The organism is Streptomyces sp. SKN60 (assembly GCF_026236535.1).
Taxonomy (GTDB): domain Bacteria; phylum Actinomycetota; class Actinomycetes; order Streptomycetales; family Streptomycetaceae; genus Streptomyces.
Window position 1 is genome coordinate 126,079 of record NZ_JAHTMW010000008.1, and the last position, 24,030, is coordinate 150,108.

A 24,030-nucleotide genomic window follows, 5' to 3' on the forward strand; every position below is an offset into this window, starting at 1 on the left:
CCCTGCTTCACGGCGTGTTTCCCCGGAGATTCTGCTCTGCGGAATCTTCTGTTCCGTCGGGGTGCCCGCAGGCACCTTGTGACCATGAGCACAGCGAAGAGCGGCCCCGTCGAAGCGGCCGCGCCCTGGAGACCCGCCGCCCTCGTCATCGGCCTTTGCTGGTTGATCGTCGTCTTCGACGGCTACGACCTCATCGTCTACGGCACGACCATCCCGGCCCTGCTCAAGGAGCCGGGCTGGCAGCTCACCCCCGGCCAGGCCGGCACCATCGGCAGCCTCGCGTTCGCCGGCATGCTCGTCGGCGCGCTGTTCGCCGGCAACCTGGCCGACCGGCTGGGCCGGCGGCGCACCATCCTCGCCTGTGTCACCTGGTTCACGCTGTTCACCGGCCTGTGCGGCCTCGCGCCGAACGCGGAGGTCTTCGGCGTGCTGCGCTTCGTCGCCGGCCTCGGCCTGGGCGGTCTGGTGCCGTCCGCGAACGCGCTCGCCGCCGAGTTCGTCCCGGCCCGGTTCCGCTCGGTCGGCGCCACCGCGATGATGTCCGGCGTCCCCATCGGCGGCGCGCTCGCCGCGATCATCGGCATCCCCACCCTGCCGGCGCTCGGCTGGGAGGCGCTCTACCTGTTCGCCTTCAGCGGCTTCCTGCTCGTCGCCGCCCTCGGCCGCTGGCTGCCGGAGTCGGCCGTCTGGCTGCGCAGCAAGAACCGTGTCGACGAGGCCCGGGCCGTCGAGACGCGGTACGGGCTCGGCGCGGCCGAGGACGACACGAACGGCGCGACCACCGGTACCGCCGCGCCGGCGTACCGCCCCGCCCTGAGCACCGTGCTCCGCCCGCCGTTCCTTCCGGCGACGCTGCTCTTCGGCGCCGCGACGGTCGCGACCCTGTTCGCCTGGTACGGCCTCGGTACGTGGCTGCCGAAGCTGACCGCGAGCGAGCCGCGCTTCGACCTGGGCAGCGACCCCCTCACCTATCTGCTCGCCCTCAACCTGGGCGCGGTCGCGGGCTCGGCGATCACCGCGTGGGTGGCCACCCGGATCGGCCCGCTGCGCAGCGCGATCATCGCCGCCGCCTGCGCCGCGATCGGGCTGGCCTCGCTGGTGACGTATCCGTCCTCGATCCTCGTCGTGTACGGAGCGCTGATCCTCGCCGGCGTCGGGACCCACGGCACCCAGTGCCTGATCATCTCGGCGGTCGCCGGCCACTACCCGCCGATCCTGCGCGGCACGGCCCTCGGGTTCGCGCTCGGCGCGGGCCGGATCGGTGCCGTGATCGCGCCGACCACGGCCGGCTGGCTGCTCGACGGCGGCTACGGCGTGAGCTCCAACTTCCTGCTCTTCGCCGGAGCTTCCGCGCTGTCCGCCGTGCTGCTCGTCGCGCCGTACCTGCTCACCCGGTCCGCCCGCACGGCCGAGCCCGCCGGAGCGCTCGCCCAGTGATCCGTGCAGCGGGCAGGGTCTAGCTCCGCTCCTCGGCGAGGGTCTCGGCGACCACCTCCGCGAAGGCCTGTGCCTGCGGGGTGCCGGTCCGGCGGCGCAGGACGACGCCGAGGAGGGAGTCCGGGAGGCCCTCGACCGGGACGAAGGCGATGGATCCGCGGTGACCGTGGTACTCGGCGGTCGAGCGGCAGAGCAGCATCGCGCCGCGGTCCGCGGCCGTCAGGGAGAGGCCTTCCTGCAGGGTGTTGACCAGGGGGCCGGCCGGGATCGGCCGGCCCTCCGGCGTCTCGCGGGGGGCCTGGGCCAGGCGCCAGTACTCGGGGGCGGAGTCCTGGATGCCGATCAGCCGGCAGGTCGCGAGCTCCTCGGCCGAGACCGACGCGCGCCCCGCGAGGGGATGCCGGGCGGAGACCGCCAGCGTCTGCGGCTGCCGGGAGAACACCGGCCCCAGCAGCAGGTCCTCCTCCGCCACCGGCAGCAGGACCACCGCGCAGTCCACCTCCTTGCGGCGGACCGGCCCGAACGGATCGGACAGCGCGATCTCCGCCACCTCGATCGCGCACTGCGGGTAGCGCTCCTCGAACCCGGCGATGGCCCGGGCCAGATAGTCGTCCACCGTGCCCTGGAAACCGATCCGCAGCACCCCGTCGACGTTCCGGGCGGCCGCCCGGGCCTCGTCGACGGAGCTCCGCAGCGCCTCGTACGCCGGACGCAGCGAGGACAGGAAGGACTCGCCCAGCGGCGTCAGGCCCACCCGGCGGCTCGTCCGCTCCACCAGCGGGGCGCCGATCCGGCTCTCCAGGGAGCGGAGCAGCTGGCTGACCCGGCTCTGGGAGACATAGAGCCGCTCGCCCGCCCGGCCGAAATGCAGCTCCTCGGCGAGCACGAGGAAGGCCTCGAGCTCGCGGATGTCCAGACTGCTCATGGTCTCCCCTTCTGCGCCGCGATCCCAGGATCGTCTCCTGGGTTGTCTACCCGGGCGGGCGGCCGGTCCGCCAGGCGGGCCGGGGGAATCGATCAAGTAGCCGGGCTCATCGAAGCATGAGGGATTGGGCGTTGTTCCCGCAGGTCGCGGCGGGTTGGCTGAACTCATGGCACAGACAGAGGAAATCGCAGGGGTGACCCCGGACGCTCCGGAGCCCCGGGGCGGCGGCTGGCCCGCCGTGGTCGCCGTCGCCGGCGCGACGTTCACCGTGGTCACGTCCGAGATGCTGCCGGTGGGGCTGCTCACGCCCATCGGCGAGGCGCTGAAGGTCACCGAGGGCACGGCAGGACTGACCCTGACCATCACGGGTCTGGTGGGCGCGGTGTCCGCGCCGCTGCTCACCCCGGCGCTCGGCCGCTTCGACCGGCGCCCGGTGCTGTGCGGTCTGATGGCGGTGCTGATCGTCGGCAATCTGCTGGCCGCCTGGTCCCCGCACTTCGCCGTGATGGTCGCGGCCCGGGTCCTGGTCGGCATCGGCATGGGCGGGGTGTGGGCCATCGCCGCCGGTCTCGCGGTACGGCTCGTCCCGGGCAAGTCCGTCGGCCCGGCCACCTCGCTGGTCTTCAGCGGGATCGCCGTGGCCTCCGTGCTCGGCGTCCCGGCCGGCACGTACATCGGCGAACTCGCCGACTGGCAGACGGCGTTCGTCACCGTCGCCGGTCTCGCGCTCGTGGTCCTCGTGGCCCTGGCGGTGCTGCTGCCGAAGCTGCCCGCCGAGCAGGAGATCCGGCTCGGCGGCGTGCTGCGGCTGGTCGGCAACCCGCGGGTGGCCACCGGCCTCGGCGTGGTGCTGCTCCTGGTCACCGGCCACTTCGCCGCCTACACCTATGTGCGGCCCGCCCTGGAGGAGATCTCCGGAGCGAGCGCGTCCGTGATCGGCACGCTCCTGCTCGTGTACGGCGTCGCCGGCGTGCTCGGCAACTTCGCCTCGGGCGCTCTCGCCTCGCGCACTCCGCGCGGCGCGCTCCTGGCGATCAGCCTGGTGCTCGCCGCCACGGTCTGCCTGATGCCGCTGATCGGCGGGTCGGTGGTCACGGCGACGGTGCTGCTGGCGGTCTGGGGCGTGTCGTACGGCGGGGTCTCGGTGTCCACCCAGACCTGGCTGCTCGCGGCGGCCCCCGAGGCCCGCGAGTCCGCGTCCGCCCTGTTCGTCGGCGTGTTCAACGGCTCGATCGCGCTGGGCGCGTTCGTCGGCGGCCTCGCCGCGGACGGCTCCGGCATCGAGGCCGTCATGTACCTGGGCGCGGCCCTCGCCGCCGGTGCCCTGGTGGTGACGGCCGCGGGCCGCGCACCGGCCGCCGGGCGCCTCTGACCGGCGAGCGCCACTGACCGGCGGGACCGGTTCCATGAGCCGGCGGCGCTCCGGGGCATTCCCCCGTCCCCGGGGCGCCGCCAACCCGACCGTCACCGGTCGGAGAGGTCAGCCCACGAAGCCGTCGACACGGTCGAGGAACTCCCGGATCAGCGCGGCCCATTCGGCCGGCCGCTCGGCGGCGATGGCGTGCCCGCAGTCCAGGACCGCCAGCTCGGCCCCCGGGATTCCGTTCGCGAGTTCACGGGAGTGAAGAGGTGTGATGAGGAGATCCCGGGCCGGGGAGACGACCAGGACGGGCACCCGGATCGCGGCCAGATCGGGCCGCACGTCGATGTGGTCGAACAGCGCCAGCTGGGCGTCCGCGCCGGGCGGCATGCCCGCGGCGAAGAGCCCGAGCTGCTCCTCGATCTCCGCGCCGGAGCGCTCGTCCAGCCAGTCGGGCCCGCCGACCATCAGGGACAGATAGGCGGCCAGGTCCCGGCCGGCGGGATCGCTCCGGCCCAGCGACCGCCAGGTGTCGATCGCGAGCCGCAGGCGGGGATTGGGGAAGGCGAAGCCGGCGGAAAGCACGAGGGCGGTCACCCGTTCCGGATGCCGCACCGCGGCCCGTATCGCCACCGTCGTACCCATCGAGAAACCGGAAATGGCGAAGGAGTGCACGCCGGATTGCACGGCGCTTTCCACGATTTCGTCGGCGAGTATGTCAAGACTCAATGCGCGGTCCGCGAGAGGGGTGGAACCGGAGCCCGGAAAATCGGGGCCGACCACGGTCCTGGATTCGGATAGAGAGCCGATCAACGGGCCGAAGCTGTCCCGCACATCGCTGCCGGCGCCGTGCGCGAGCAGCAGGCCAGGGCCGGTTCCCCACACGGAGCGGGCTAACGAGGAAGGAGGTGAAGGGGTCATGACGGCGATGCTAGCGAATCACCGTGCTATTTCCCGGAATTGTTCGTCGACTTCACGCCACTGTGACAGACCACGTGACAGACCACGTGATGGACCCCCTGATAGTCCCCTTGGCAGACCACTACCTGATCGAGTGGTCGGCGACTACTCGATCGAGTAGTGGTGGATCGGATCACGTGAAACGTAGGCTCACGAGCATCGGGCAACGAAATCCCCTGAGCCTGAATTATCGAAGGAAGGCCGATGCTCACTTCACGTCAGCTCCCGCTGTCCGCCTATCAGCGCGATATCTGGGCTGCCGAATCCGCCACCGCCGCCGACCCTCAGTTCAACGTCCTCCTCCACGAACGGCTGGACGGGGAGCTGGACACCGATGTCCTGTGCGCCTCCCTGGAGCACGTCCTCCGGGCCAACGACGCCTTCTCGCTGCGCTTCGACGACACCGCCGGTGTCCCCTTCCAGTGGCTCGCGACCGAGGACACCGCCCCCTGGGTGGAGTACGCCGACCACTCCGACGCGCCCGCCCCCGGCGCGGCCTGCGCCGCCCGCCGCCGGGACTCCTTCAACCGCCCCTTCGCGCTGCGCCGTTCGCGGATGTTCACGGCCGCCGTGCTGCGCGAGAGCGAGCGCGTGGTCCATCTCCTCCTGAACGTGCACCACTTGATCGCGGACGCCTGGGCGCTGAACCTCGTGCTGCGCCAGGTGCACGACGAGTACCTCCGCCGCACCGGCGGGGTGGAGGCCGGGATCCCCGCCTCCGTCCCCTCCGTGACGACGCTGCTCGACGCCGAGGCCGCGTACCGCGCCTCCGCCGCCCACGAGCAGGACCGCGCCCACCACCGCGAGGCCCTCGCCGGGGTCGCGCCCGCGCTCTTCACCCGTACCGTCGCCGCCGGAGAGGCGCCCGTGCTCCGCGGCCGGCACAGCGTCACCGTGGACGCCGCCCTGGTCCGCCGGATCCGCGCCCTCGGCAGCTCGCCCTTCGCCTTCGTCGCCGCCGCCTTCGCCACCTACCTCGCCCGCGCGCACCGCGCCGACGAGGCCGTGCTCGGCGTGCCGTTCCTCAACCGCCCGTCCGAGGCGGAGAAGGCCGTCGTCGGCCAGGTCGCCAACAGCCTTCCGGTCCGCGTGGCCGTCGACGCCGGGGCGAGCCTGCCGGAGCTCGCCGCCCGGATCCGCACCGGCACCGACACCCTGCGCCGCCACGAGCGGCTCGCGCTCGGCGACGTACTGCGCGAACTCCCCAACACCGGCGCCGGATCGCGCCGCCTCTTCGACGTCACCCTGTCCTATCTGCGCTTCCCGCGCCCCGCGGCCCTGCCCGGCGTCGCGGCCGAGACCACCGTCCAGGCACCCGTGCACGCCCAGGACGCGCTGTCCGTGATGATCCACGCCTTCGACGACGACGCCGACCTGCGCCTCGACCTCGACTACGCGCTCGACGTCTTCGACGAGGACCTGCCCATCACCGCCGTCGCCGACCAGCTGCTCATGCTGATCCGCGCCGGAGCCGAGCGGCCCGGGCAGCCGGCCGTCACCCTGCCGCTGCTGGGCGAGGCCGGGTACGCCGACCTCGTCCACGACTCGCGGGGCCCGCGCGTCCCGTACGCCGACGACACGACCCTGCACGCGCTGATCGCCGCACAGGCCGCCCGTACCCCGGAGCGCACCGCCGTCACCAGCGCCGACGGTGCCGACACCCTGACGTACGCCGAACTCGACGCCCGCTCCAACCAGGTGGCCCGCGGACTGCGCGCGCACGGCGTCGGCACCGGCGACCGGGTCGCCGTCCTGATGGAGCGCTCGCCCCGGCTGCTCGTCGCCCTGCTCGGCGTCCTGAAGGCGGGCGGCGCCTACGTGCCCGTCGACCCCGGCTACCCGGCCGAGCGGATCGGGCTGCTCCTGGAGGACAGCCGGGCCGCCGCCGTGCTCGTCGACCCCGATTCCGGCACCACCCTGCCCGAGGCGGCGGCCGGCAAGCCGCCGCTGACGGTGGCGGAACTGCTCACCGGACCCGACGGACCGCTCCCGCCGCACGCCGGCCCGCGCGACCTCGCGTACGTCATCTACACCTCCGGCTCCACCGGGCGCCCCAAGGGCGTCATGGTCGAGCACCACTCGGTCGTCAACCGGCTGGCCTGGATGCAGCGGGCCTACCCGGTCGGCGAGGACGACGTGCTGCTCCAGAAGACGCCGATCTCCTTCGACGTCTCCGTCTGGGAGCTGTTCTGGTGGGCGATCGAGGGCGCGGGCCTGGCCCTGCTGCCCGTCGGCGGCCAGCGCGACCCCCGGCAGATCCTCGCGACCGTCGAGGACCGCGGAGTGACCGTGCTGCACTTCGTGCCCTCCATGCTCGGCCCCTTCCTCGACCTCCTGGAGGTCTCGCCGGAGCTCCGCGCCCGGGCCGGCTCCCTGCGCACCGTCTTCTGCAGCGGCGAGGCCCTGCCGGCGGCGCGCGTCGAGCAGTTCAACCGGGTGTTCGGCGCGGGTACGGATACGGGTTCGGGCGCGGGCTCCGGCCCGGGCGCCCCGCGCCTGGTCAACCTGTACGGGCCCACCGAGGCGACGGTCGACGTGTCGTACCACGACTGCCCGTCCGCGTCGGACGCGCCGGACGAGCCGGTCCGCCGGGTGCCGATCGGCCTGCCCATCGACAACACCGTCCTGTACGTGGTCGACGCGCACGGCGGCCTCCAGCCCCCCGGCCTCCCCGGCGAGCTGTGCATCGGCGGCGTCGGCGTGGCTCGCGGCTACCTGGACCGGCCGGAACTCACGGCCGAGAAGTTCACCGAGGACCCCTTCCCCGCGCGCCACACCACAGGGGACGAGCCGTTCACCCCCGAGCGCCGGATCTACCGCACCGGCGACCTCGCCCGCCGGCTCGCCGACGGCGGCATCGAGTACCTGGGCCGGATCGACGGCCAGGTCAAGATCCGCGGCAACCGCGTCGAGCTGGGCGAGGTGCAGAACCGGCTCGCCTCCCTCCCCGGGATCCGCGACGCCCTCGTCGTCGACCGCGACACGGCGGCCCGCGGCACCGTGCTCGTCGCCTACCACGTCGCCGACGAGGCCCTCGACCCGTCCTGGCTGCGCGCCGAACTCGCCGCCCAGTTACCCGAGTTCATGATCCCGTCGTACTTCGTGCCGATCGACCGAATACCCCTCACGCCCAACGGCAAGGCCGACCGCCGCGCCCTGCCCGCCCCGGTCACCGGCTCCGCCGAAGGCCACGGGAACGCACGCGGCGGCGCCGAGCCGCCCCGGAACGCCACCGAGGAGACACTGCTGCGGATCTGGTCCGAGGTCCTGGAGACCCCGCCCGGCCGGATCGGCGTGCACGACGACTACTACGCCCTCGGCGGCGACTCGATCACCCTGCTCCGCATCCAGGCGCAGGCCGAGAAAGCCGGCATCCGCTTCTCGCCGACCGACCTCATGAACCACCCCACCGTGGCCCAGCTGGCCGCCCGCGCGACCACCGGCGCCCCCGCCGCGCCCCGCGCCGAGCTCGCGCCCTTCGCGCTCGTCTCCCAGGTGGACCGGGCCCGCCTCGAAGGCCGCGCCGACGCCCATCCGCTCACCCGCCTCCAGCTCGGGCTGCTCTACCACAGCCGGGCCGACGAGCGTTCGGCCGTCTACCACGACGTCTTCCAGTACAGCCTGGTCCTCGACTGGGACGAGGACCGCTTCCGGGAGGCCTTCGACCGACTCGTCGCCCGCCACCCGGTGCTGCGTTCCTCCTTCGACCTCGGCTCCTTCTCCGAGCCGCTGCAGATCGTCGACCACGCCGTCGACGGCGGCCTCGCGGTCCTGGACCTGCGCGGCCGCCCCGAGTCCGAGGCCCGGGCGGAGATCGCCGCCCATGTCGAGGAACGCCGCTTCCACCGGTACGTGTTCGAGCGCGCCCCGCTCTACCTCTTCCGGGCGCACGTCCTGGACGACACCGTCGAGCTGGTGCTCAGCTTCCACCACGCGATCCTCGACGGCGGCAGCGTCGCCACCCTCCTGCGCGAACTCCTCCAGGACTATCTGCACCGCCTTGGCCACCCCATCGCGGCCGTCCCCGACACCGCCCTGCCCTCCGGCGCCCACCACGTGCTCGCCGAGCGCCGGGCCCTGGAGTCGGCGGACACCCGGCGTTTCTGGCAGGAGCGGCTTGCCGACGCCCCGCTGCCGCAGCTGGAGGCGTTCCGCCCGCACGAGACCCCGCGCGAGGCCGAGCAGCTCACCCGGATCGTCGACCTGCCCAGGGAACTCACCGACCGGGCACGGGACTTCGGCGCCGAGCGGGGTCTGCCGCTGAAGTCGGTGCTGTTCGCGGCGCACTGCCTCACCCTGCGCCTCCACTCCGGCCAGCCCGATGTCACCACCGGTCTGGTCACCCACGGACGTCCCGAGATCGAGGACGCCGACCGCACGGCCGGCCTCTTCCTCAACACCATGCCCGTACGCCTCGACACCGGGGCCGCCGCCGACTGGGCGGGCGTGGTCCGCGCGGCCTTCGAGCAGGAGAGGCTCAGCCACGAGCACCGCCGCTATCCGCTCAGCGCCATCCAGGAGGACCGCGGCGCGACCGTCCTGGAGACCGCCTTCAACTACATCCACTTCCGGCAGCTCGCCGCCGTCCTCGAACTGCCCGGCGTGCGCATGCTCGACTTCCGGACCTGGGAGGAGACCAACTTCCAGCTGCTCGTCAACGCCATGACCGACCCGGTCGAGGGGACCGTGCGGCTGCGCATGGACTTCCACGGCCAGACCTTCACGCCGGCCCAGGCGGAGCTGTACGCCGACACGTTCACGGCCGTGCTCGACCGCGTCGTCCGGCACCCCGACGAGCCCGCGGACCTGGGCTTCCTCAGCCCGGAGCCGTACGAGGCCGCGGACGCCGCCCAGGCAGCCGGTGGCCCCGAAGCCGGTGCCCCCGAAGCCGGCGCCCCCTTCCAGGACGTGGCCCGCACCGTCGCCGAGCGGACCCGGCTGACCCCGGACGCGGTCGCGCTCGTCCAGGGGCCGCGCCGCTGGACGTACGCCGAACTCGGCGCCGCAGCCGACCGGGTGGCCGCCCGGCTGCTCGCCCTCGGCTCCCGGCCCGGCGACCGGGTGGGCATCGCCCTGCCCCGCTCCCCGGAGACCGTCGCCGTGATCCTGGGCGTCATGCGCGCCGGGGCCACGACCGTGCCCCTCGACGTCAGCTACCCGGTCGAGCGCCTGACCTCCATGGTGAGCCAGGCCGAGCCGTTCCGGATCGTCGCCGGCGCCGAACACGTCGGCGCGCTCGGCGAACTGGCCCCGGTGCTCTCCGCCGAGGAGCTGTTCGACGGATCCACGGACACGCCCGAAGGACCGGCCGACCCCGCCGTCGCGCCCGCCGCCATCACGCCGGCCGACATCGCGTACATCCTCTTCACCTCCGGCTCCACCGGCGCCCCCAAGGGCGTCGCCATGCCGCACCGCTCGCTCGCGAACCTCGTGGCCTGGCAGAACTCCGTGCCGAGCGGCGTCGTCGGCGGCATCACCGCCCAGTACGCGCCCCTCAGCTTCGACGTCTCCTTCCAGGAGATCTTCTCGACGCTCTGCGGCGGCGGCACCCTCCACCTCCTCTCCGAGGACGAGCGCCGCGACATGCCCGCGCTGCTCCGCCTCCTCGACCGCGAGGGCGTCGAGCGCCTGTACCTCCCGTACGTCGCGCTCCAGCAGCTCGCCGAGGCCGCGGCCGCGTTCGACCTGGCGCCGCGCGGCCTGAAGGCGCTGCTCTCCTCCGGCGAGCAGCTGCGCGTCACCGACGAGATCCGGCGCCTGTGCGCGGCGCTGCCCGGGGTGATCCTGGAGAACCAGTACGGGCCCACCGAGTCCCATGTGATCACCGCGTACACCATGCAGGGCGACCCGGCCGCCTTCCCGGCGCTGCCGCCCATCGGCCGCCCGGTCGACCGGTCCCGGGTGCACGTCCTGGACGGGCGGGGGCGTCCGGTGCCGACCGGCGTCAAGGGCGAGCTGTATCTGGCCGGCGACTGCCTCGCCGAGGGGTACGTGGGCCGGGCCGATCTGACCGCCGAGCGGTTCACCGTCCACCCGGTCACCGGCGAACGCCTCTACCGCAGCGGCGACCTGGGCATGCGGCTGCCCGGCGGCGACATCGTGTGCCTGGGCCGGGCCGACTCCCAGGTCAAGGTGCGCGGCTACCGGGTGGAGCCGGCCGAGGTGGAGCTGGCGGTCGGCCGCTTCGCCGCCGGACACCCCGGCATCCAGGAGGTCGCCGTCGTCGCCCGCCGGCGCGAGGGCAACGACTCCTTCCTGGCCGCCTTCCTGACCGGCGACCGGGACGGCGCCGACCTGGTCCTGCTGCGCAAGCAGCTGCGTACCGTACTGCCCGACTACATGACGCCCTCGCACTTCGAGTGGCTGCCCGCCCTCCCGCTCACCCCGAGCGGAAAGCGGGACGACGCCGCGCTGCGCCGGACGCCGCTGACCACCGACACGGCGGCCGACGAGGCCGAGCCGCTCGACGCGTACGAGCGGACGCTGACCGCGATGCTCGCCGACCTGCTCCAGCTGCCGGCGGTGGGCCCGCACCAGAACATCTTCGACCTCGGCGGCACCTCGCTCACCGCGATGCGCCTGGTCGTGCAGATCGAGCAGCGGTACGGCACCAGCATCCCGCTCTCGGACTTCGTCGCGGCGCCCACGGCGGCGGCCCTCGCGGCCCGGCTGCGCTCCGGCGAGGCCAGGACCGCCTTCGACCCGCTGGTGCCCATCCGCACCGACGGCGACCGGCGCCCGATGTTCTTCGTGCACCCCATGGGCGGCAACGTGCTCTGCTACGTGCGCTTCGCCAAGCACCTCCCGGACGACCAGCCCTTCTACGCGCTCCAGGCGGCCGGCGCCGACCCGGGCACCGAGGCGCTGCGCAGCGTGGAGGAGATCGCCGCCGGCTATGTCGAGGCGATCCGCCGGGTGCAGCCCAGCGGCCCGTACGTGATCGGCGGCTGGTCCTTCGGCGGCTTCGTGGCCTTCGAGATGGCCCGCCAACTGCGCGCGGCGGGGGAGAAGATCGCCCGTCTGGTGCTGCTCGACACCACCGCGCTCAACCCCGGGCGGCGGCTGAACACCGGCGACGAGGCGCTGCTCGGCTGGTTCTTCTGGGAGCTGCTCTGGCTGCGCCGCGGCGGGGACTCCCCGCTGGAGCTGATCCCGGCCGAACTGGGCACGCTGGAGGAGAAGTTCGACTTCATCGCCCAGCTGGCCATCGACGAGGGCGTGCTGCCGGCCGGCAGCACCGGGGCGGTCGTCCGGCGCCTGTTCCAGGTGTACGAGGCGAACTGGAAGGCCGCCTTCGCCTACCGCCCCGAGGTGGTGGACCAGGACATGGTCCTCATCCACGCCTCGGAGCCGCTGCCGGAGGTCCTCAACTCGATGCACACCGCCATCGAGAGCATGCACAAGGACCCCACGAACGGCTGGCGCGAGCGCACCAGCGGCGTCCTCGACGTGGTCGACGTCCCCGGCGACCACCTCACGATCATGGAGGAACCGCACGTCGGCCACATGGTCAGGACCGTCGTCGAGCTGATCGGTGAGTGACATGACCACCCCTCACACCACCCCTCACATCGGTACGGAGAAGGAGACGGACGGCACCATGGGGCGCAGCAGCAGCAGCAGCGGCGGCACGGCACGGAAGGCGCCACGGAAGGCGATCGTCCTCGGCGCGGGCATCGGCGGTCTCACCGCCGCCGTCGCCCTGCGCGAGGCGGGCCTCGACGTCGAGGTGTACGAGCGGGCCGGCGAGCTGCGCGCCGCCGGTTCCGGCCTCTCGGTGATGAGCAACGCCGTCGGCGCCCTGGACTCCCTCGGTGTCGGCATCGACCTGGAGAAGCGGGGCACGGCCCTGGAGTCGTACCACGTCAGGACCGCGCGGGGCCGGCTGATCCGGGAGTTCCCCTTCCCGGAGATCATCGGGCGGCTCGGCGTGCCCAGCGTGCTGATCACCCGCCCCGACCTCCAGGCGGCCCTGCTGGAAGCGGCCGACGGCATTCCGCTCACCCTCGGTGCCACCGCCACCGGGTACGAGACCGGGGAGGACCCCGCCGACGGGGTGCGGGTGCGCTTCGAGGACGGGCGCGAGGCCCATGCCGACGTGCTGATCGGCGCCGACGGCTTCCACTCCGTCGTGCGCCGGCAGCTGGTCGGCCCGGAGGACTCCCAGGACAGCGGGTACCTCTGCTGGCTGGCCGTGGTGCCCTTCGCCCATCCGCGGTTCGCCCCGGGCTCGGTCACCCACTACTGGGGCAGCGGCCGGCGCTTCGGCATGGTCGACATGGGCGGCGGCCGGCTCTACTGGTGGGGCACGAAGAACATGCCCGCCGAGCGGTCCGCGCACTGGCGGGGCGGCAAGGACGAGATCCTCGCCACCTACGCCGGCTGGGCGGACGAGGTCCAGGAGGCCGTCCGGGTCACCCCCGAGGCGGACATCATCGCGGTGCCCTCCCGGGACCGGGCCTTCCTGGAGCGCTGGGGCCGGGGTCCGGTCACGCTGCTCGGCGACGCCGCCCACCCGATGCTCACCAGCCTGGGCCAGGGCTCCGGCATGGCCATCGAGGACGCCGTCGTGCTCGGCCGGGCTCTCAAGGGCGCCACCGACCTCCCGCGCGCGCTGCGCCGCTACGAGGACGAGCGCCGGGAGCGCACCCGTGGCATGGTGGCCGCCTCCCGCGGCATCAGCACCTTCGAGCAGTCGGAGGACCCGGTGCGCCGGCCCGTCCGGGACGCCTACTTCCGGTTCATGCCGGCCCGCAGGCTGGTCCGCACCCTGGAGGAGTCCCTCACCTTCCCCCTGCACCCCGCAGCGGTGTGACCGCCGCCGGACGATCGAAGGATCAGGAGAGACATCACATGTCAGGCACATTCGGCGCCCTCACGCCGCACGGCAGGTCCGTGCTCGTCACCGGGGCCTCCTCCGGCCTCGGCCGGGTCTGCGCGCTCGTCCTGGAGCGCGCCGGCTTCCGGGTGTTCGCGGGCGTGCGCCAGGAGGCCGACGGCGAGGCGCTCGCCCAGGACGCCGCGTACGGCAGGATCACCCCGGTCCGCATCGACGTGACCGAGGAGAAGAGCATCGCCGCGGCGGCCGAGCGGGTCGCCGGGGCCGTCGGCGACGGCGGTCTGTGGGGACTGGTCAACAACGCGGGCATCTGCGTCTCGGCGCCGCTCGAATGCGTTGCGCCCGAACAGCTCCGCCGCCAGCTGGACATCAACGTGGTCGGCCAGCTCGCCGTCACCCAGGCGTTCCTGCCCCAGCTGCGGCGCGCCCGGGGCCGGGTGGTCAACGTGACCTCGGGGCTCGGCAGCGTGGCCATCCCGTACCTGGGGGCCTACGCCTCGGCCCAGTTCGCCAAGGAGGCCCTCACCGACGTGCTGCGGCGCGAGCTGCGGCCGCACGGCGTGGACGTGAGCGTGGTCCAGCCCGGGGCGATCATGACCCCGATCTGGGGGAAGGTCACCGAGACCGCCCGGGCCGCCATGGACGGCGTCCCGGAGACGGTCGCCGAGCTCTACCGCATCCCGTTCCACCGCTTCCTGCACGCCAACGAGCGCCAGGCCAGGGACAGCAGGACCCGTCCCGAGGACTTCGCGCGCACCGTCGGACAGGCGCTCACCGCCCGGCGGCCCCGGTCCCGCTACCGGGTCGGCGCGGACGCCCGCACGGTGAGCGTGCTCGCCCGGGCCCTGCCCGACGCGGCTCTCGACCGCTATCTGCGCCCGATCACGCAGTAGGCCGCGGAATTCGGTTCGGCCCGGGCCCCGCGGCCCAGGCCGAAAGGCCCGTAGGAAACAGGCCAGCCGGCGGGCCCGCCCGACCGCCTTCCCAGAGGGATCACGCCATGATCGTGACCGGAACCCCATGTCCCGGACATGTCACGGCAGTTCCGCTTTCGTCCCCCGGAAGGCCGGGCGGGCCCGCCAAGGGCCCGCACGACCACGCGCGTTCACGGGCTCCGGCGCCCTCGGCCCGCCCCCCGGCGCGCGGCCGGCCCGCGGCGCCCGGCCCGGCGGGCGTGAACGATACGTCAAGTCGGCGCACTGACCGAGTTTGCTGTGGAACCGGTGATCCCCGTACGACAAGGATGAAGATCATGGCCCGCACCCCCCTTCCGTACCCTTCCCCCACCGCGGCCGCCGCCCCGGCGCGCCTGATCGCCCGGCACCGGACCACCCTGGACCGGGCCCTGACCGCCGTCCGCACCCGTGAGCACTGGTCGCCCTACCCCGAGGACACCCGGGTCTACGGACCCGGCGGCGCCGCCGACGGCGAGGCCTCCTTACGCGCCCTGCTGGGGCGGCCGTTCGAGCTCGGCCAGCCCGGCCGCGACGGCACGGTCGGCCCGGCGCCCGAGCGGGGCGGCGAGCGCTCCCCGTACGGCTTCGACCTCGGCATCTCCTACGCCCACCACGACCCCGCGGTCCTGCTGTCCGCCCTGTCGGCCGCCCTTCCGGCCTGGCGGGACGCCGGGCCCGAGGCCCGGGCCGCCGTCTGCCTGGAGATCCTGGACCGGATCAACGCCCGCAGCCCCGAGTTCGCGGCCGCCGCCGAGCACACCAGCGGCCACAACCCCGTCATGGCCTTCCACGCCGGCGCCGTCCACGCCCAGGACCGCGGTCTGGAGGCCGTCGCCTACGCGTACGCCGAGCAGACCCGGCTGCCCGCGAGCGCGCACTGGCGCAAGCCGCAGGGCCAGGGCCGGGTGATCGACATCCACAAGCGGTTCACGGCCGTGCCCCGCGGGATCGCCCTGGTCGTCGGCAACAGCGTCTTCCCCGCCTGGAACGGCTACCCCGGCCTCTTCGCCTCGCTCGCCACCGGCAACCCCGTCCTGGTCAAACCGCACCCCGCCGCCGTCCTCCCGCTCGCGCTCACCGTCCGCCTCGCCCGGGAGGTGCTCGCCGAGGCCGGCTTCGACCCGAACCTGGTGTGCCTGGCCCCCGAGCACCCCGGCGAAGGGCTCGCCCGGCGCCTCGCGACCGCCCCCGAGGTGCGCCTGGTGGACTACTCGGGCCGGACCGCCTTCGCCGGCTGGCTCCACGAACACGCCCGCCAGGCCCGGGTCTTCACCGCCGTCTCGGCCGTCAACTCGCTGCTCGTCGAGTCCACCGGCGACTACCGCGACATGCTCGCCAACCTCGCCTTCTCCGTCTCCCTCTACAGCGGCCAGCTCTGCACCAGCCCGCAGAACCTGCTGATCCCGCGCGGCGGCATCGCCACCGACGAGGGCCACAAGGCGTACGAGGAGGTGGTCGCCGACCTCGGCACGGCCCTGGACGCCCTGCTCGGCGACGACGGCGCGGCCTGCGAGGTCCTGGGCGCGCTGCTCGGCCCCGAGGTCCTGGCCCGGGTGGACCTGGCGATGTCCGGTGCCCTGGGCCCGGTCGGGGTGCCGTCGCGGGCGGTCCGGCACCCCGCGTACCCGGACGCCGTCGTCCGTACCCCCGTCGTCGTCACGCTCGACGCCGCCAGGGACGCGGACCGCGCGACCCTGCTCGCCGAACGGCTCGGACCGGTCTGTCTCGCCGTGGCCGTGGACTCCGCGGCGGCGGGCGTCGAACTCGTCGCGGAGACCACGAAGACCTGCGGCGCGCTCTCCGTCGGCCTGTACTCCGTCTCCGAGGAGGTGACGGAGGCGATGACGGCCGCCTGCGCCGAGGCCGGCGTGATGCTCTCCACCAATCTGATGGGGGACTGGTACATCTCGCAGTCCGCCGTCTACTCCGATCTGCACGGCACCGGCATGAACCCCGCGGGCAACGCCGTCCACAGCGACGGCGCCTTCGTGGCGGAACGTTTCCGGACGGTGGTCGTACGCCGCTACGGCGGTGCCACATGAACACCGTCCTGGCCCCGGAGGCGCCGCTGCGCGGCCGGGAAGGCGAACTGGCGCTCATCCGCGAGGTGCTTGAGCACGGCAGCCGCGGCGGCACCGCCGTACTCACCGTCGAGGGCATGCCGGGCATCGGCAAGACCCGGCTGCTCAGCGAGGCGGCCGCCCTCGCCCGGCAGCTCGGCTACCAGCCCGCGCGCCGCCCCCATGGCCGGGAGGCGCGCCACCACCGCCTGTCCGCCGCCCGCACCGGCGCCCGGCCCGCCGGACCCCATCTGGTGATCCTGGACGACCCCTGCGGGACCCCCGACCGCCCCGCGCACCGGGCCCGCGTCCCCGCACCCCGCGGCCGCTCCGGCCCGGGCCGCGGCGTGCTGCTGATCGCCCACCGGCCCGGCGAGGCCGCCGCGCTGCCCGGATCCCTGCTCGCCGACCCGGCCGTCCGCACCGAACGCCTCGTCCTCGGACCGCTGGCCCCCGCCGACACCCATCGGCTCGCCCACGACCTGCTCGGCGCGCCGCCCGCCCGCTCCCTCGCGCCGCTGGTCGACGACACCGGGGGCCACCCCCGGCTGCTCATCGAGCTGCTCACCGGCCTCCGCGAGGAGGGCGGCGTCGAGTTGACCGGCGGCGAGGCCGAACTCCTCACCGAGCGCCTGCCGGCCCGCCTCGCCGCCCGCGTACGGGCCACCCTGGAGCGCTACTCGCCGTCCTGCCGCCAACTGCTCCGCGTGGCCGCGGTCCTGGGCGACGAGGTCGTGTACGGCGAACTGGCCCTGATGCTGCGCACCTCCGTCTCCGCCCTGCTGCCCACCCTGGAGGAGGTCCGCGCCACCGGAGTGGTCCGCGACACCGGCACCCGCGCCGCCTTCCACAGCGCCCTGCTGCGCCGGCTCGTCGCGGAGTCCGTACCGGTCCCCGTACGGCTCGCCCTGGAGCAGGAGGCCGCGACGCTCCGCTCCGCCCGCCGGGGCCAGCGCCAGAGCCCGCAGGCACCGGCGGCCCGGCACGGCGAACCCAGCGGACAGCAGCGCGCCCTGGTGGCCCTGGTCGCGGAGGGCCTGACCAACCAGCAGATCGCCAGCCGGCTCGCCCTGTCGCCGCACACCGTCAACTACCACCTCCGCAAGCTGTTCAAGCACTACGGAGTGAGCTCGCGCATCGACCTGCTGCGGGCCGCCGCCCGCGCCCACTAGGGCCGCCCTCGCCCGGCCCGCCCACCCGCCCACCTGCCCCGACCGGAGGTCCCCACCCCGTGGCCGAACTGCGCCTGTCCCCGACCTGGCCCCACCCCGACACCCCGCCCCCCGCCCGCCGCACCCCCTGGCTCCGCGACGCCCTCGCCGCCGAGACCGAGCCCGCCACGGGTGCGGATCGCACACCGCCGCTCACCGACGAGATCCGCTGCGACGTGTGCGTGGTCGGCGGCGGCTTCACCGGACTGTGGACGGCTCTGGAGATCCTGCGCCGCGCCCCCGGCACCGACATCGTGCTCATCGAGGCCGATGTGTGCGGCGGCGGCGCCTCCGGCGCCAACGCCGGTTTCCTGATGCCCATGTGGGCCCGCTTCAGCAGCCTGGTCGCGATCGGCGGCCACGAGGAGGCCCGCAGGATCGGCGAGGCCTCCGCCGTCGCCGTCGACGAGATCATCGACTTCGCCGACACCCACGGCATCGACATCGAGCACCGCCGCGGCCCCTGGATGTGGGCCGCCTCCTCGCCCGCCCAGCGCGGCGCCTGGCAGCAGACCCTGGACGACCTGCACCGCGCCGGGATCGAACCGCTGCACCGGATCACCGCCGCCGAGGCCCGCGAGACCGTCGGCACCCGCCACCACTACGGAGCGGTGCTCGACCCCGGCTGCGTCACCCTCCAGCCCGCCCGGCTGACCCGCGGGCTGCGCCGGGTCGCCCTGGACGCGGGCGTACGGATCCACGAACGCACCCCGCTCACCGCGCTGCGGCCCGCCCCGCGCGGCACCGTCCGCGCCCGCACCCCGTACGGCGCCGTCGACGCCGACAAGGTAGTGCTCGCCGTCAACGCCTGGGCCGGGCAGCTCGAAGACCTCGGCCGCCGCATGGTCACCGTCGCCAGCGACACCGTCCTCACCCGGCCGATACCGGACCGGCTCAAGGCCCTCGGCTGGGACGGCGAGGTCTCCGTCTGCGACTCCCGGCGGCGCCTGAACTACTACCGCACCACCCCCGACGGGCGGCTGCTCTTCGGCAAGGGCGGCTCCGGCGTCGCCTACGGCGACCTCGGTCCCAGCACCCTGTGGGGCGACGCCCTGCGTCCGGCCGAACTGCGGGCCCACCTCGCCCGCCTCTTCCCCGAACTCGCCGACGCCCCCGTCGACATGCGCTGGACCGCGCCCGTGGAGTACTCGGTGACCCATCTGCCCTTCGCCGGGTGGCTGACCTCGGTGCCCGGAGTCTGCTACGCCACCGGCTACTCCGGCGACGGCGTCGGCCCCTCGCGGCTGATGGCCAGGGTGCTCGCCTCCCTCGTCCTCGGCACGGACGACGAGTGGTCGCGCTCCGCCTTCACCCGGGTCCCCGGCGGCTGGTTCCCGCCGGAGCCGGTGCGCACCCCGGGCGCCCGCCTGGTGCTTCCGGCGCTGCGGGCGATGGAGGCCCGGGAGGACCGCGGGGGCCGGGTGCCGGACCTGGTCAAGCGGCTGGTGGAGGTGTTCTGACCCTCGGGGGGTTCACTGGTCCGGCACCGCGCGGAAGCGGCGCCGGTACTCCATCGGTGTGGTGTCGAGCCGGCGGCGGAAGGCCCGGATCAGGGTGTCCGTGGTGCCGAACCCGCAGTTCGTGGTGATCCGTTCGAGGGTCGCGTCGGTCGACTCAAGCAGGTGCCGGGCCCGCTCGACCCGCGCCGACTCGATGTAGGCGCTCGGGGTGGTGCCCAGCTCGGACTTGAAGATCCGGGTCAGCTGCCGCTCGCTGATGTGCGCGCTCGCGGCCAGGTCGGCGAGGGTGAGCCGGCCGCCGAGGTTGCGGGTGACGTAGTGCCGCAGGTCCTCCACCCGCCGGGTGGTGGAGACCGGTTCGAGCGGCACGCTGAACTGGCTCTGCCCGCTGGGCCGCTTCAGATACATCACCAGCTGCCGGGCCACCCGCAGCGCCGTCGGCTCGCCGAAGTCCTCGGCGACCAGCGCGAGCGACAGGTCCAGGCACGAGCTGATGCCGGCGCCGGTCCACACGTCGCCGTCCCGGACGAAGATCGGGTCGGCGTCCACCTCGACCGCCGGGTGCTCCGCGGCCAACTGCCCCGCCGTCGACCAGTGGGTGGTGGCCCGCTTGCCGTCGAGGAGCCCGGCGGCGGCCAGGATGTGCGCGCCGACGCAGACCGAGGTGACCCGGCGGGTCCGCGCGGCCAGGGTCCGCACCCAGGAGACCACCGTGGGGTCGACCAGGGCCCGCACCCGCCGCTCGCCGTCCGTCTCCACCGCGCCGGGCACCAGGAGGGTGTCGATGCTCCGGGCCGCCGCCTCCTCGAAGGTCAGGTCGGGCAGCACGCGCACCCCGGCCGAGGTGGTGACGGGCGCCGTCGACTCGGCGGCGAGGACCACCTCGTACCCCGTCGCGTCGTCCGTCTCGCGCCGCAGCAGCGCGAAGACCTCGGGAGGTCCGGTGACGTCGAGCAGGTCGACGCCCTCGAAGAGGACGATGACGACGAGCCGTCCGGCGCCGCTCACGATGACCCCACCCTCCCCGTCCGACCCTCTGCTCGCTCGCATGCTAGGGCACCGGCTGTTCACCTGCGGTGCGCCCGGAGACCTCCTCCCGATCGGGCGGCGGTCGCACGGCTCGGAGGTAATGCGTCTCTACGACGAACAGCCGACCGCCCAGGAGGACGTGTGCCACCCGCAGCACCCGCAGCCGAGACCGCGACCCGTCCGTCCCGGCCCCGGCTGCGGGCGGCGGCCGGTGCGGCGCTGCTCACCGGCGTGCTGTTCTGCCTGGCCTCGCGGCTCGCCGGGAGCTACCCGTTCGGCGCCCGGACCCGCAACATCGTCGACCTGGGCCAGCAGTACCTCCCGTACCACGCGTACTGGCGCCGACTGCTCCTCGGCGAGGCCCACGGCGACCTGTTCCTCAACTGGTCCTCGGGCTTCGGCAGCAACTTCCTGGGCGACCTCGGCACCTACCTCAGCAGCCCCTTCGACCTGCTCGTGGTGGTCTTCCCGGCCGACCGCCCCGAACTCGCCCTGTACGTCATCACCGCGCTCAAGATCGCCACCGCGGGCGCGGCCATGGCCGCCCTGCTGCTCACCCTGCGGCGCGGCCCGTGGCCGGTCGCCGCGATCCTCGGCACCGCGTACGCGCTCTCCGGCTGGACCTTCAACTACGGCGCCACCGTGCCCATGTGGCTCGACGGCCTGGTCGCCTTCCCGCTGCTCTGCCTGGTGGGGGAGTGGGCCCGGAAGCGGCGCCGGCCGGCCCTCGGGCCGCTGGTCGTCGCCGTCGCCTGGATCGCCAACTTCTACACCGCGTACATGGCCACCATCGGCGCCGCGGTCTTCCTCCTCGTCCGGCTGCTCACCACCGAGGACACCGGAGCCGACACCGCCGACGGCACCGGGGTCGGGCGCACGATCCGTCGGCCCCGCCTCGCCGCGCTGCTGCGCGCCGCCCGTACCGTCGCCATCGGCGTCGGGCTCGCCGCCCCGCTCGTCCTCGTCGTCTTCCTCGGCACCAAGGTCGCCGACCCGACCCCGCCGACCCCCTTCGCCCCGGCCGCCTGGACCGACGTCCTCGCCCGCTTCCTGCCGGCCACGGCGAGCGTCGCCTCGCCCGCCCTCTTCATCGGCACCCCGGCCCTGGCGCTCGCCCTCACCCTGCCGTTCAACAGCGCCGTCGCCGGCCGCGTCCGGGCCGGCTGGGTCACCGCGATCGTCCTGGTCACGCTGTCGCTGCAGTGGGAGCCGACCCATCTGCTCTGGCACGCCGGGGCCTCGCCCAACGGCATCCCGTACCGTCAGACCTTCGTCCTGTGCGGACTGTTGCTGATGGCGGCCTGGCTGTCCGTGGCCGGCGGCCTGCCCCGGCCGCTCGCCCTGCTCGGCGGCGCCGGCGCGCTCGCCTTCCTCGCCCGGGCCGCGGCCGTCAGCGTCGACATCGACCGCTGGACCTATCCGGCCGCCGCCGGGGCCGTCGCCCTGGCCGCACTCGCCGCCGTCGCCGCGCTGCTCGCCCGGTCCCGCCCGGCCGGCCGGCTGCTGCCCGTGCTCGCCGTCGGCCTGCTGCTCGCCGCGCAGGCGGGGGAGACCCTGGTCACCGGCAAGCGCATCGAGGAACAGCAGCTGAGCAAGGTCTCCTGGGCCCCCCGGATCGGCCCCTGGCACACCGAGATGACCGCCACCGTCGCCGCGAAGGACGCCTGGCCGCACCACCGCACCGACCCCGGCGAGGTCCCGGGCGGCAACGACGTGCTTCTGGTCGGCGGCGAGGGCGCCGACTACTACAGCAGCCTCACCTCCGACACGTACTCCCGCACCCTCGCCGCCCTCGGCTTCGGCTTCTACGCCAAGGGCCGGCACCCGGTCAGCCTCGACAACCCGGTCACCGACGCGATCTTCTCGATCGGCACCCGGATGCGCTCCACCCCCGAGGGCCCGCTGGAGCTCGACCGGCTCCCCGAGGCCCGCGTCGACGTCGCCGAAAGCCCCGTGCCGCCGCTCGTCACCGTCCGCCCGGTCCCGCCCGCGCCGGCCCCCGCGCCCGGCTCGGCCGCCGACACCGCCTTCGCCCGCCAGGAGCGCATGCTCGGGAGCATGGTGTACACGGTGCCGGCCGACCCGCGCCGTACCGACACCCCCGACGGAACCGGCGCCATCCTCACGGCGAGCTGCCCGGCCGGCTCCGAGGTCTGGCTCTGGGCCCCCGAGTACCAGGGCACCGCCACCCTCTCCGGCGGCCCGGCCGCGGCCTCGCCCGTGGTGTTCGCGGGCAAGCTCCCCTCCGTGCTCGCCCCCATGCAGCGGCTCGGCACCGTCCCCGCCTCCGGCGCCGTACGGATCGAGCTGACGCCCGAGCCGGAGGCCGCGCCCCGGCGGGGGCTGCCCGCCCGGCCGGTCGGCTGCCTGGAACGGCACCGGCTCGACAGCGCCGTACGCGAGCTCACCGCCACCGGCGCCACCGCCGTCCGCGCCACCGGCCACACCCTCACCGCCGAGCTGCCCGCCGGCAGCAGCGGCACCGCCGTGCTCGCCGTCCCCCGGATCTCCGGCTGGCGCTGCGCCGCCGGCGACGCGCCCCTGGAACCCGCGCACCGCCGCCTCGGCCTGCTCGCCGTCCCCCTCGACGGCAAGGCCACCACGGTGACCTGCTCCTTCCGCCCGCCCGGCACCAAGCTCGGCGGCGCGGCCGGCGCGGCGGCCCTCCTCGCGCTGCTCCTCACCGCGTGGCTCCACCGGAGCCGCCGGACCGGTGAACCCGCCGGACGGCGAGAGTTCACCGCCCGTGCAGATCCGGCTCGTTCAACGGAGAAGACCCCTGTCTAGCCTGCCCGACCAGTACCGATCAGCGAGTTGGTGAGTCCGAGTGCCGAAACTGTCCGTCGTCGTGCCCTTCCACAATGTCGGGCCCTACGCCCCCGACACCCTGCGCAGTCTCGCCGACAACGCGGACGACGACACCGAGTTCCTGCTGATCGACGACCACTCCACCGACGAGACGCCAGACCTCCTCGACCGCTGGAAGAGCCGCATCCCGCAGGCCACCGTCATCCGCCACGCGACCAACCTCGGCGTCGCCCAGGCCCGCAACACCGGCATCGACGCCGCCACCGGCGACTACATCACCTTCCTCGACGGCGACGACTGGTACGCCCCCGGGCACCTGCGCGCCATGGTCGACGGGATCCACCGCCTCGGCGTCGACTTCGCACGCACCGACCACGTCCTGTCCACCGGCCGGAACCGGCAGATCCGCTACGCCCCGGCGAAACTCCGCGACACCGCCATGGACCCGCGCGACGGCATCGCCCCGTCCAGCATGATCACCATGGTCGACTACCCCTTCGTGCCCTTCGGCGTCTACAGCGCCCGCCTCTTCGAGAACGGCACCGGCCGCTTCGAGACCAGACTGCGCACCGCCGAGGACCGTCTCTGGATCTGGCGCCTCCACCTCACCGCCACGAGCTACGCCGCGCTCTCCCTGCACGGCTGCTTCTACCGCCGCGGCGTCACCACCTCGCTCACCCAGATCACCGACAACCGGCAGCTGGACTTCATCCCGTCCTACGACCTGCTGCTCGACGAGGTCGGCCGGGACCGCGACGCCGACCGCTTCCTGCCCAAGGCCGTCCGCACCTACTGCGCGATGATCGCCTTCCACATGGCGAAGTCCGACCAGTACGAGGCGGCCGTCGGCAAGCGGCTGCGCCGCGACGTCACCGACGCGCTGCGCCGGATGCCGCAGCGGGTACTCGACGAGACCCTCGCGACCATGGACACCCCCCGCAGCACCCTCCTGAAGAGCCTGCGCGACACCGGAAAGGCCGCCTGA

The 24,030-nt window shown here is 74.0% G+C and carries 13 protein-coding genes; 10 read left to right on the forward strand and 3 right to left on the reverse strand.

The annotated features are described in order from the left end of the window. The first annotated feature begins 84 nt into the window (after nt 1-84). Entirely contained in the window at nt 85-1,437 is a 1,353-nt protein-coding gene (locus KV205_RS15405; RefSeq protein WP_265864922.1) for an aromatic acid/H+ symport family MFS transporter, read from the forward strand. Nucleotides 1,438-1,456: 19 nt separating this feature from the next. Here the strand turns inward: KV205_RS15405 and KV205_RS15410 are convergent, their stop codons facing one another. Further along, nucleotides 1,457-2,362 carry a LysR family transcriptional regulator gene (locus tag KV205_RS15410; protein ID WP_265864923.1) on the reverse strand — a complete coding sequence of 302 codons (906 nt, stop codon included), beginning with the start codon at nt 2,360-2,362 and terminating at the stop codon, nt 1,457-1,459. Between the two features lie 166 nt (nt 2,363-2,528). Between KV205_RS15410 and KV205_RS15415 the strand changes: the two genes are divergently transcribed. Then, nucleotides 2,529-3,734: an MFS transporter gene (locus KV205_RS15415; RefSeq protein ID WP_265864924.1), complete on the forward strand. Its 1,206-nt coding sequence runs from the start codon at nt 2,529-2,531 to the stop codon at nt 3,732-3,734. Nucleotides 3,735-3,842: 108 nt separating this feature from the next. On the opposite strand, the gene KV205_RS15420 is transcribed toward KV205_RS15415, so the two are convergent. Beyond that, nucleotides 3,843-4,643 (reverse strand): alpha/beta fold hydrolase, encoded by an 801-nt coding sequence (locus tag KV205_RS15420; RefSeq protein WP_265864925.1) that lies wholly within the window; start codon nt 4,641-4,643, stop codon nt 3,843-3,845. Between the two features lie 243 nt (nt 4,644-4,886). Between KV205_RS15420 and KV205_RS15425 the strand changes: the two genes are divergently transcribed. The 6 genes from KV205_RS15425 to KV205_RS15450 all read left to right on the forward strand — a co-directional run bounded on the left by KV205_RS15425 (nt 4,887) and on the right by KV205_RS15450 (nt 19,208). Further along, nucleotides 4,887-12,224, forward strand: coding sequence for a non-ribosomal peptide synthetase (locus KV205_RS15425; RefSeq protein ID WP_265864926.1), 7,338 nt, complete (start codon nt 4,887-4,889; stop codon nt 12,222-12,224). Between the two features lie 58 nt (nt 12,225-12,282). Continuing rightward, nucleotides 12,283-13,497 carry an NAD(P)/FAD-dependent oxidoreductase gene (locus tag KV205_RS15430; RefSeq protein WP_265865094.1) on the forward strand — a complete coding sequence of 405 codons (1,215 nt, stop codon included), beginning with the start codon at nt 12,283-12,285 and terminating at the stop codon, nt 13,495-13,497. Nucleotides 13,498-13,535: 38 nt separating this feature from the next. Further along, the gene (locus KV205_RS15435) at nt 13,536-14,414 is read left to right on the forward strand and encodes an SDR family oxidoreductase (RefSeq protein WP_265864927.1); all 879 of its coding nucleotides are present in this window, start codon (nt 13,536-13,538) and stop codon (nt 14,412-14,414) included. A 359-nt stretch (nt 14,415-14,773) separates the two neighbouring features. Next, entirely contained in the window at nt 14,774-16,519 is a 1,746-nt protein-coding gene (gene paaN / locus KV205_RS15440) for a phenylacetic acid degradation protein PaaN (protein WP_265864928.1), read from the forward strand. Further along, nucleotides 16,516-17,709: a LuxR family transcriptional regulator gene (locus KV205_RS15445; protein ID WP_265864929.1), complete on the forward strand. Its 1,194-nt coding sequence runs from the start codon at nt 16,516-16,518 to the stop codon at nt 17,707-17,709. The genes paaN and KV205_RS15445 overlap by 4 nt, the downstream gene beginning before the upstream one ends. Before the next feature lie 59 nt (nt 17,710-17,768). Continuing rightward, the gene (locus KV205_RS15450) at nt 17,769-19,208 is read left to right on the forward strand and encodes an FAD-binding oxidoreductase (protein WP_265864930.1); all 1,440 of its coding nucleotides are present in this window, start codon (nt 17,769-17,771) and stop codon (nt 19,206-19,208) included. Nucleotides 19,209-19,220: 12 nt separating this feature from the next. Here KV205_RS15450 and KV205_RS15455 read toward each other — a convergent pair whose 3' ends face one another. Beyond that, on the reverse strand, nt 19,221-20,216 hold the full coding sequence (locus KV205_RS15455) for a GlxA family transcriptional regulator (RefSeq protein ID WP_265864931.1): 996 nt from the start codon (nt 20,214-20,216) through the stop codon (nt 19,221-19,223). Between the two features lie 162 nt (nt 20,217-20,378). On the opposite strand from KV205_RS15455, the gene KV205_RS15460 reads away from it, so the two are divergent. Both KV205_RS15460 and KV205_RS15465 read left to right on the forward strand, forming a co-directional pair. Beyond that, entirely contained in the window at nt 20,379-23,024 is a 2,646-nt protein-coding gene (locus tag KV205_RS15460; protein WP_265864932.1) for a YfhO family protein, read from the forward strand. A 40-nt stretch (nt 23,025-23,064) separates the two neighbouring features. Then, the gene (locus tag KV205_RS15465; protein ID WP_265864933.1) at nt 23,065-24,030 is read left to right on the forward strand and encodes a glycosyltransferase family 2 protein; all 966 of its coding nucleotides are present in this window, start codon (nt 23,065-23,067) and stop codon (nt 24,028-24,030) included.

Bases quoted from the DNA above. Each gene is read 5' to 3' on its own strand.
- KV205_RS15445 (WP_265864929.1), top strand. From the start codon at position 16,516: ATGAACACCGTCCTGGCCCCGGAGGCGCCGCTGCGCGGCCGGGAAGGC.
- paaN (WP_265864928.1), top strand. From the start codon at position 14,774: ATGGCCCGCACCCCCCTTCCGTACCCTTCCCCCACCGCGGCCGCCGCC.
- KV205_RS15430 (WP_265865094.1), top strand. From the start codon at position 12,283: ATGGGGCGCAGCAGCAGCAGCAGCGGCGGCACGGCACGGAAGGCGCCA.
- KV205_RS15435 (WP_265864927.1), top strand. From the start codon at position 13,536: ATGTCAGGCACATTCGGCGCCCTCACGCCGCACGGCAGGTCCGTGCTC.
- KV205_RS15410 (WP_265864923.1), bottom strand. From the start codon at position 2,362: ATGAGCAGTCTGGACATCCGCGAGCTCGAGGCCTTCCTCGTGCTCGCC.
- KV205_RS15405 (WP_265864922.1), top strand. From the start codon at position 85: ATGAGCACAGCGAAGAGCGGCCCCGTCGAAGCGGCCGCGCCCTGGAGA.
- KV205_RS15425 (WP_265864926.1), top strand. From the start codon at position 4,887: ATGCTCACTTCACGTCAGCTCCCGCTGTCCGCCTATCAGCGCGATATC.
- KV205_RS15415 (WP_265864924.1), top strand. From the start codon at position 2,529: ATGGCACAGACAGAGGAAATCGCAGGGGTGACCCCGGACGCTCCGGAG.
- KV205_RS15420 (WP_265864925.1), bottom strand. From the start codon at position 4,643: ATGACCCCTTCACCTCCTTCCTCGTTAGCCCGCTCCGTGTGGGGAACC.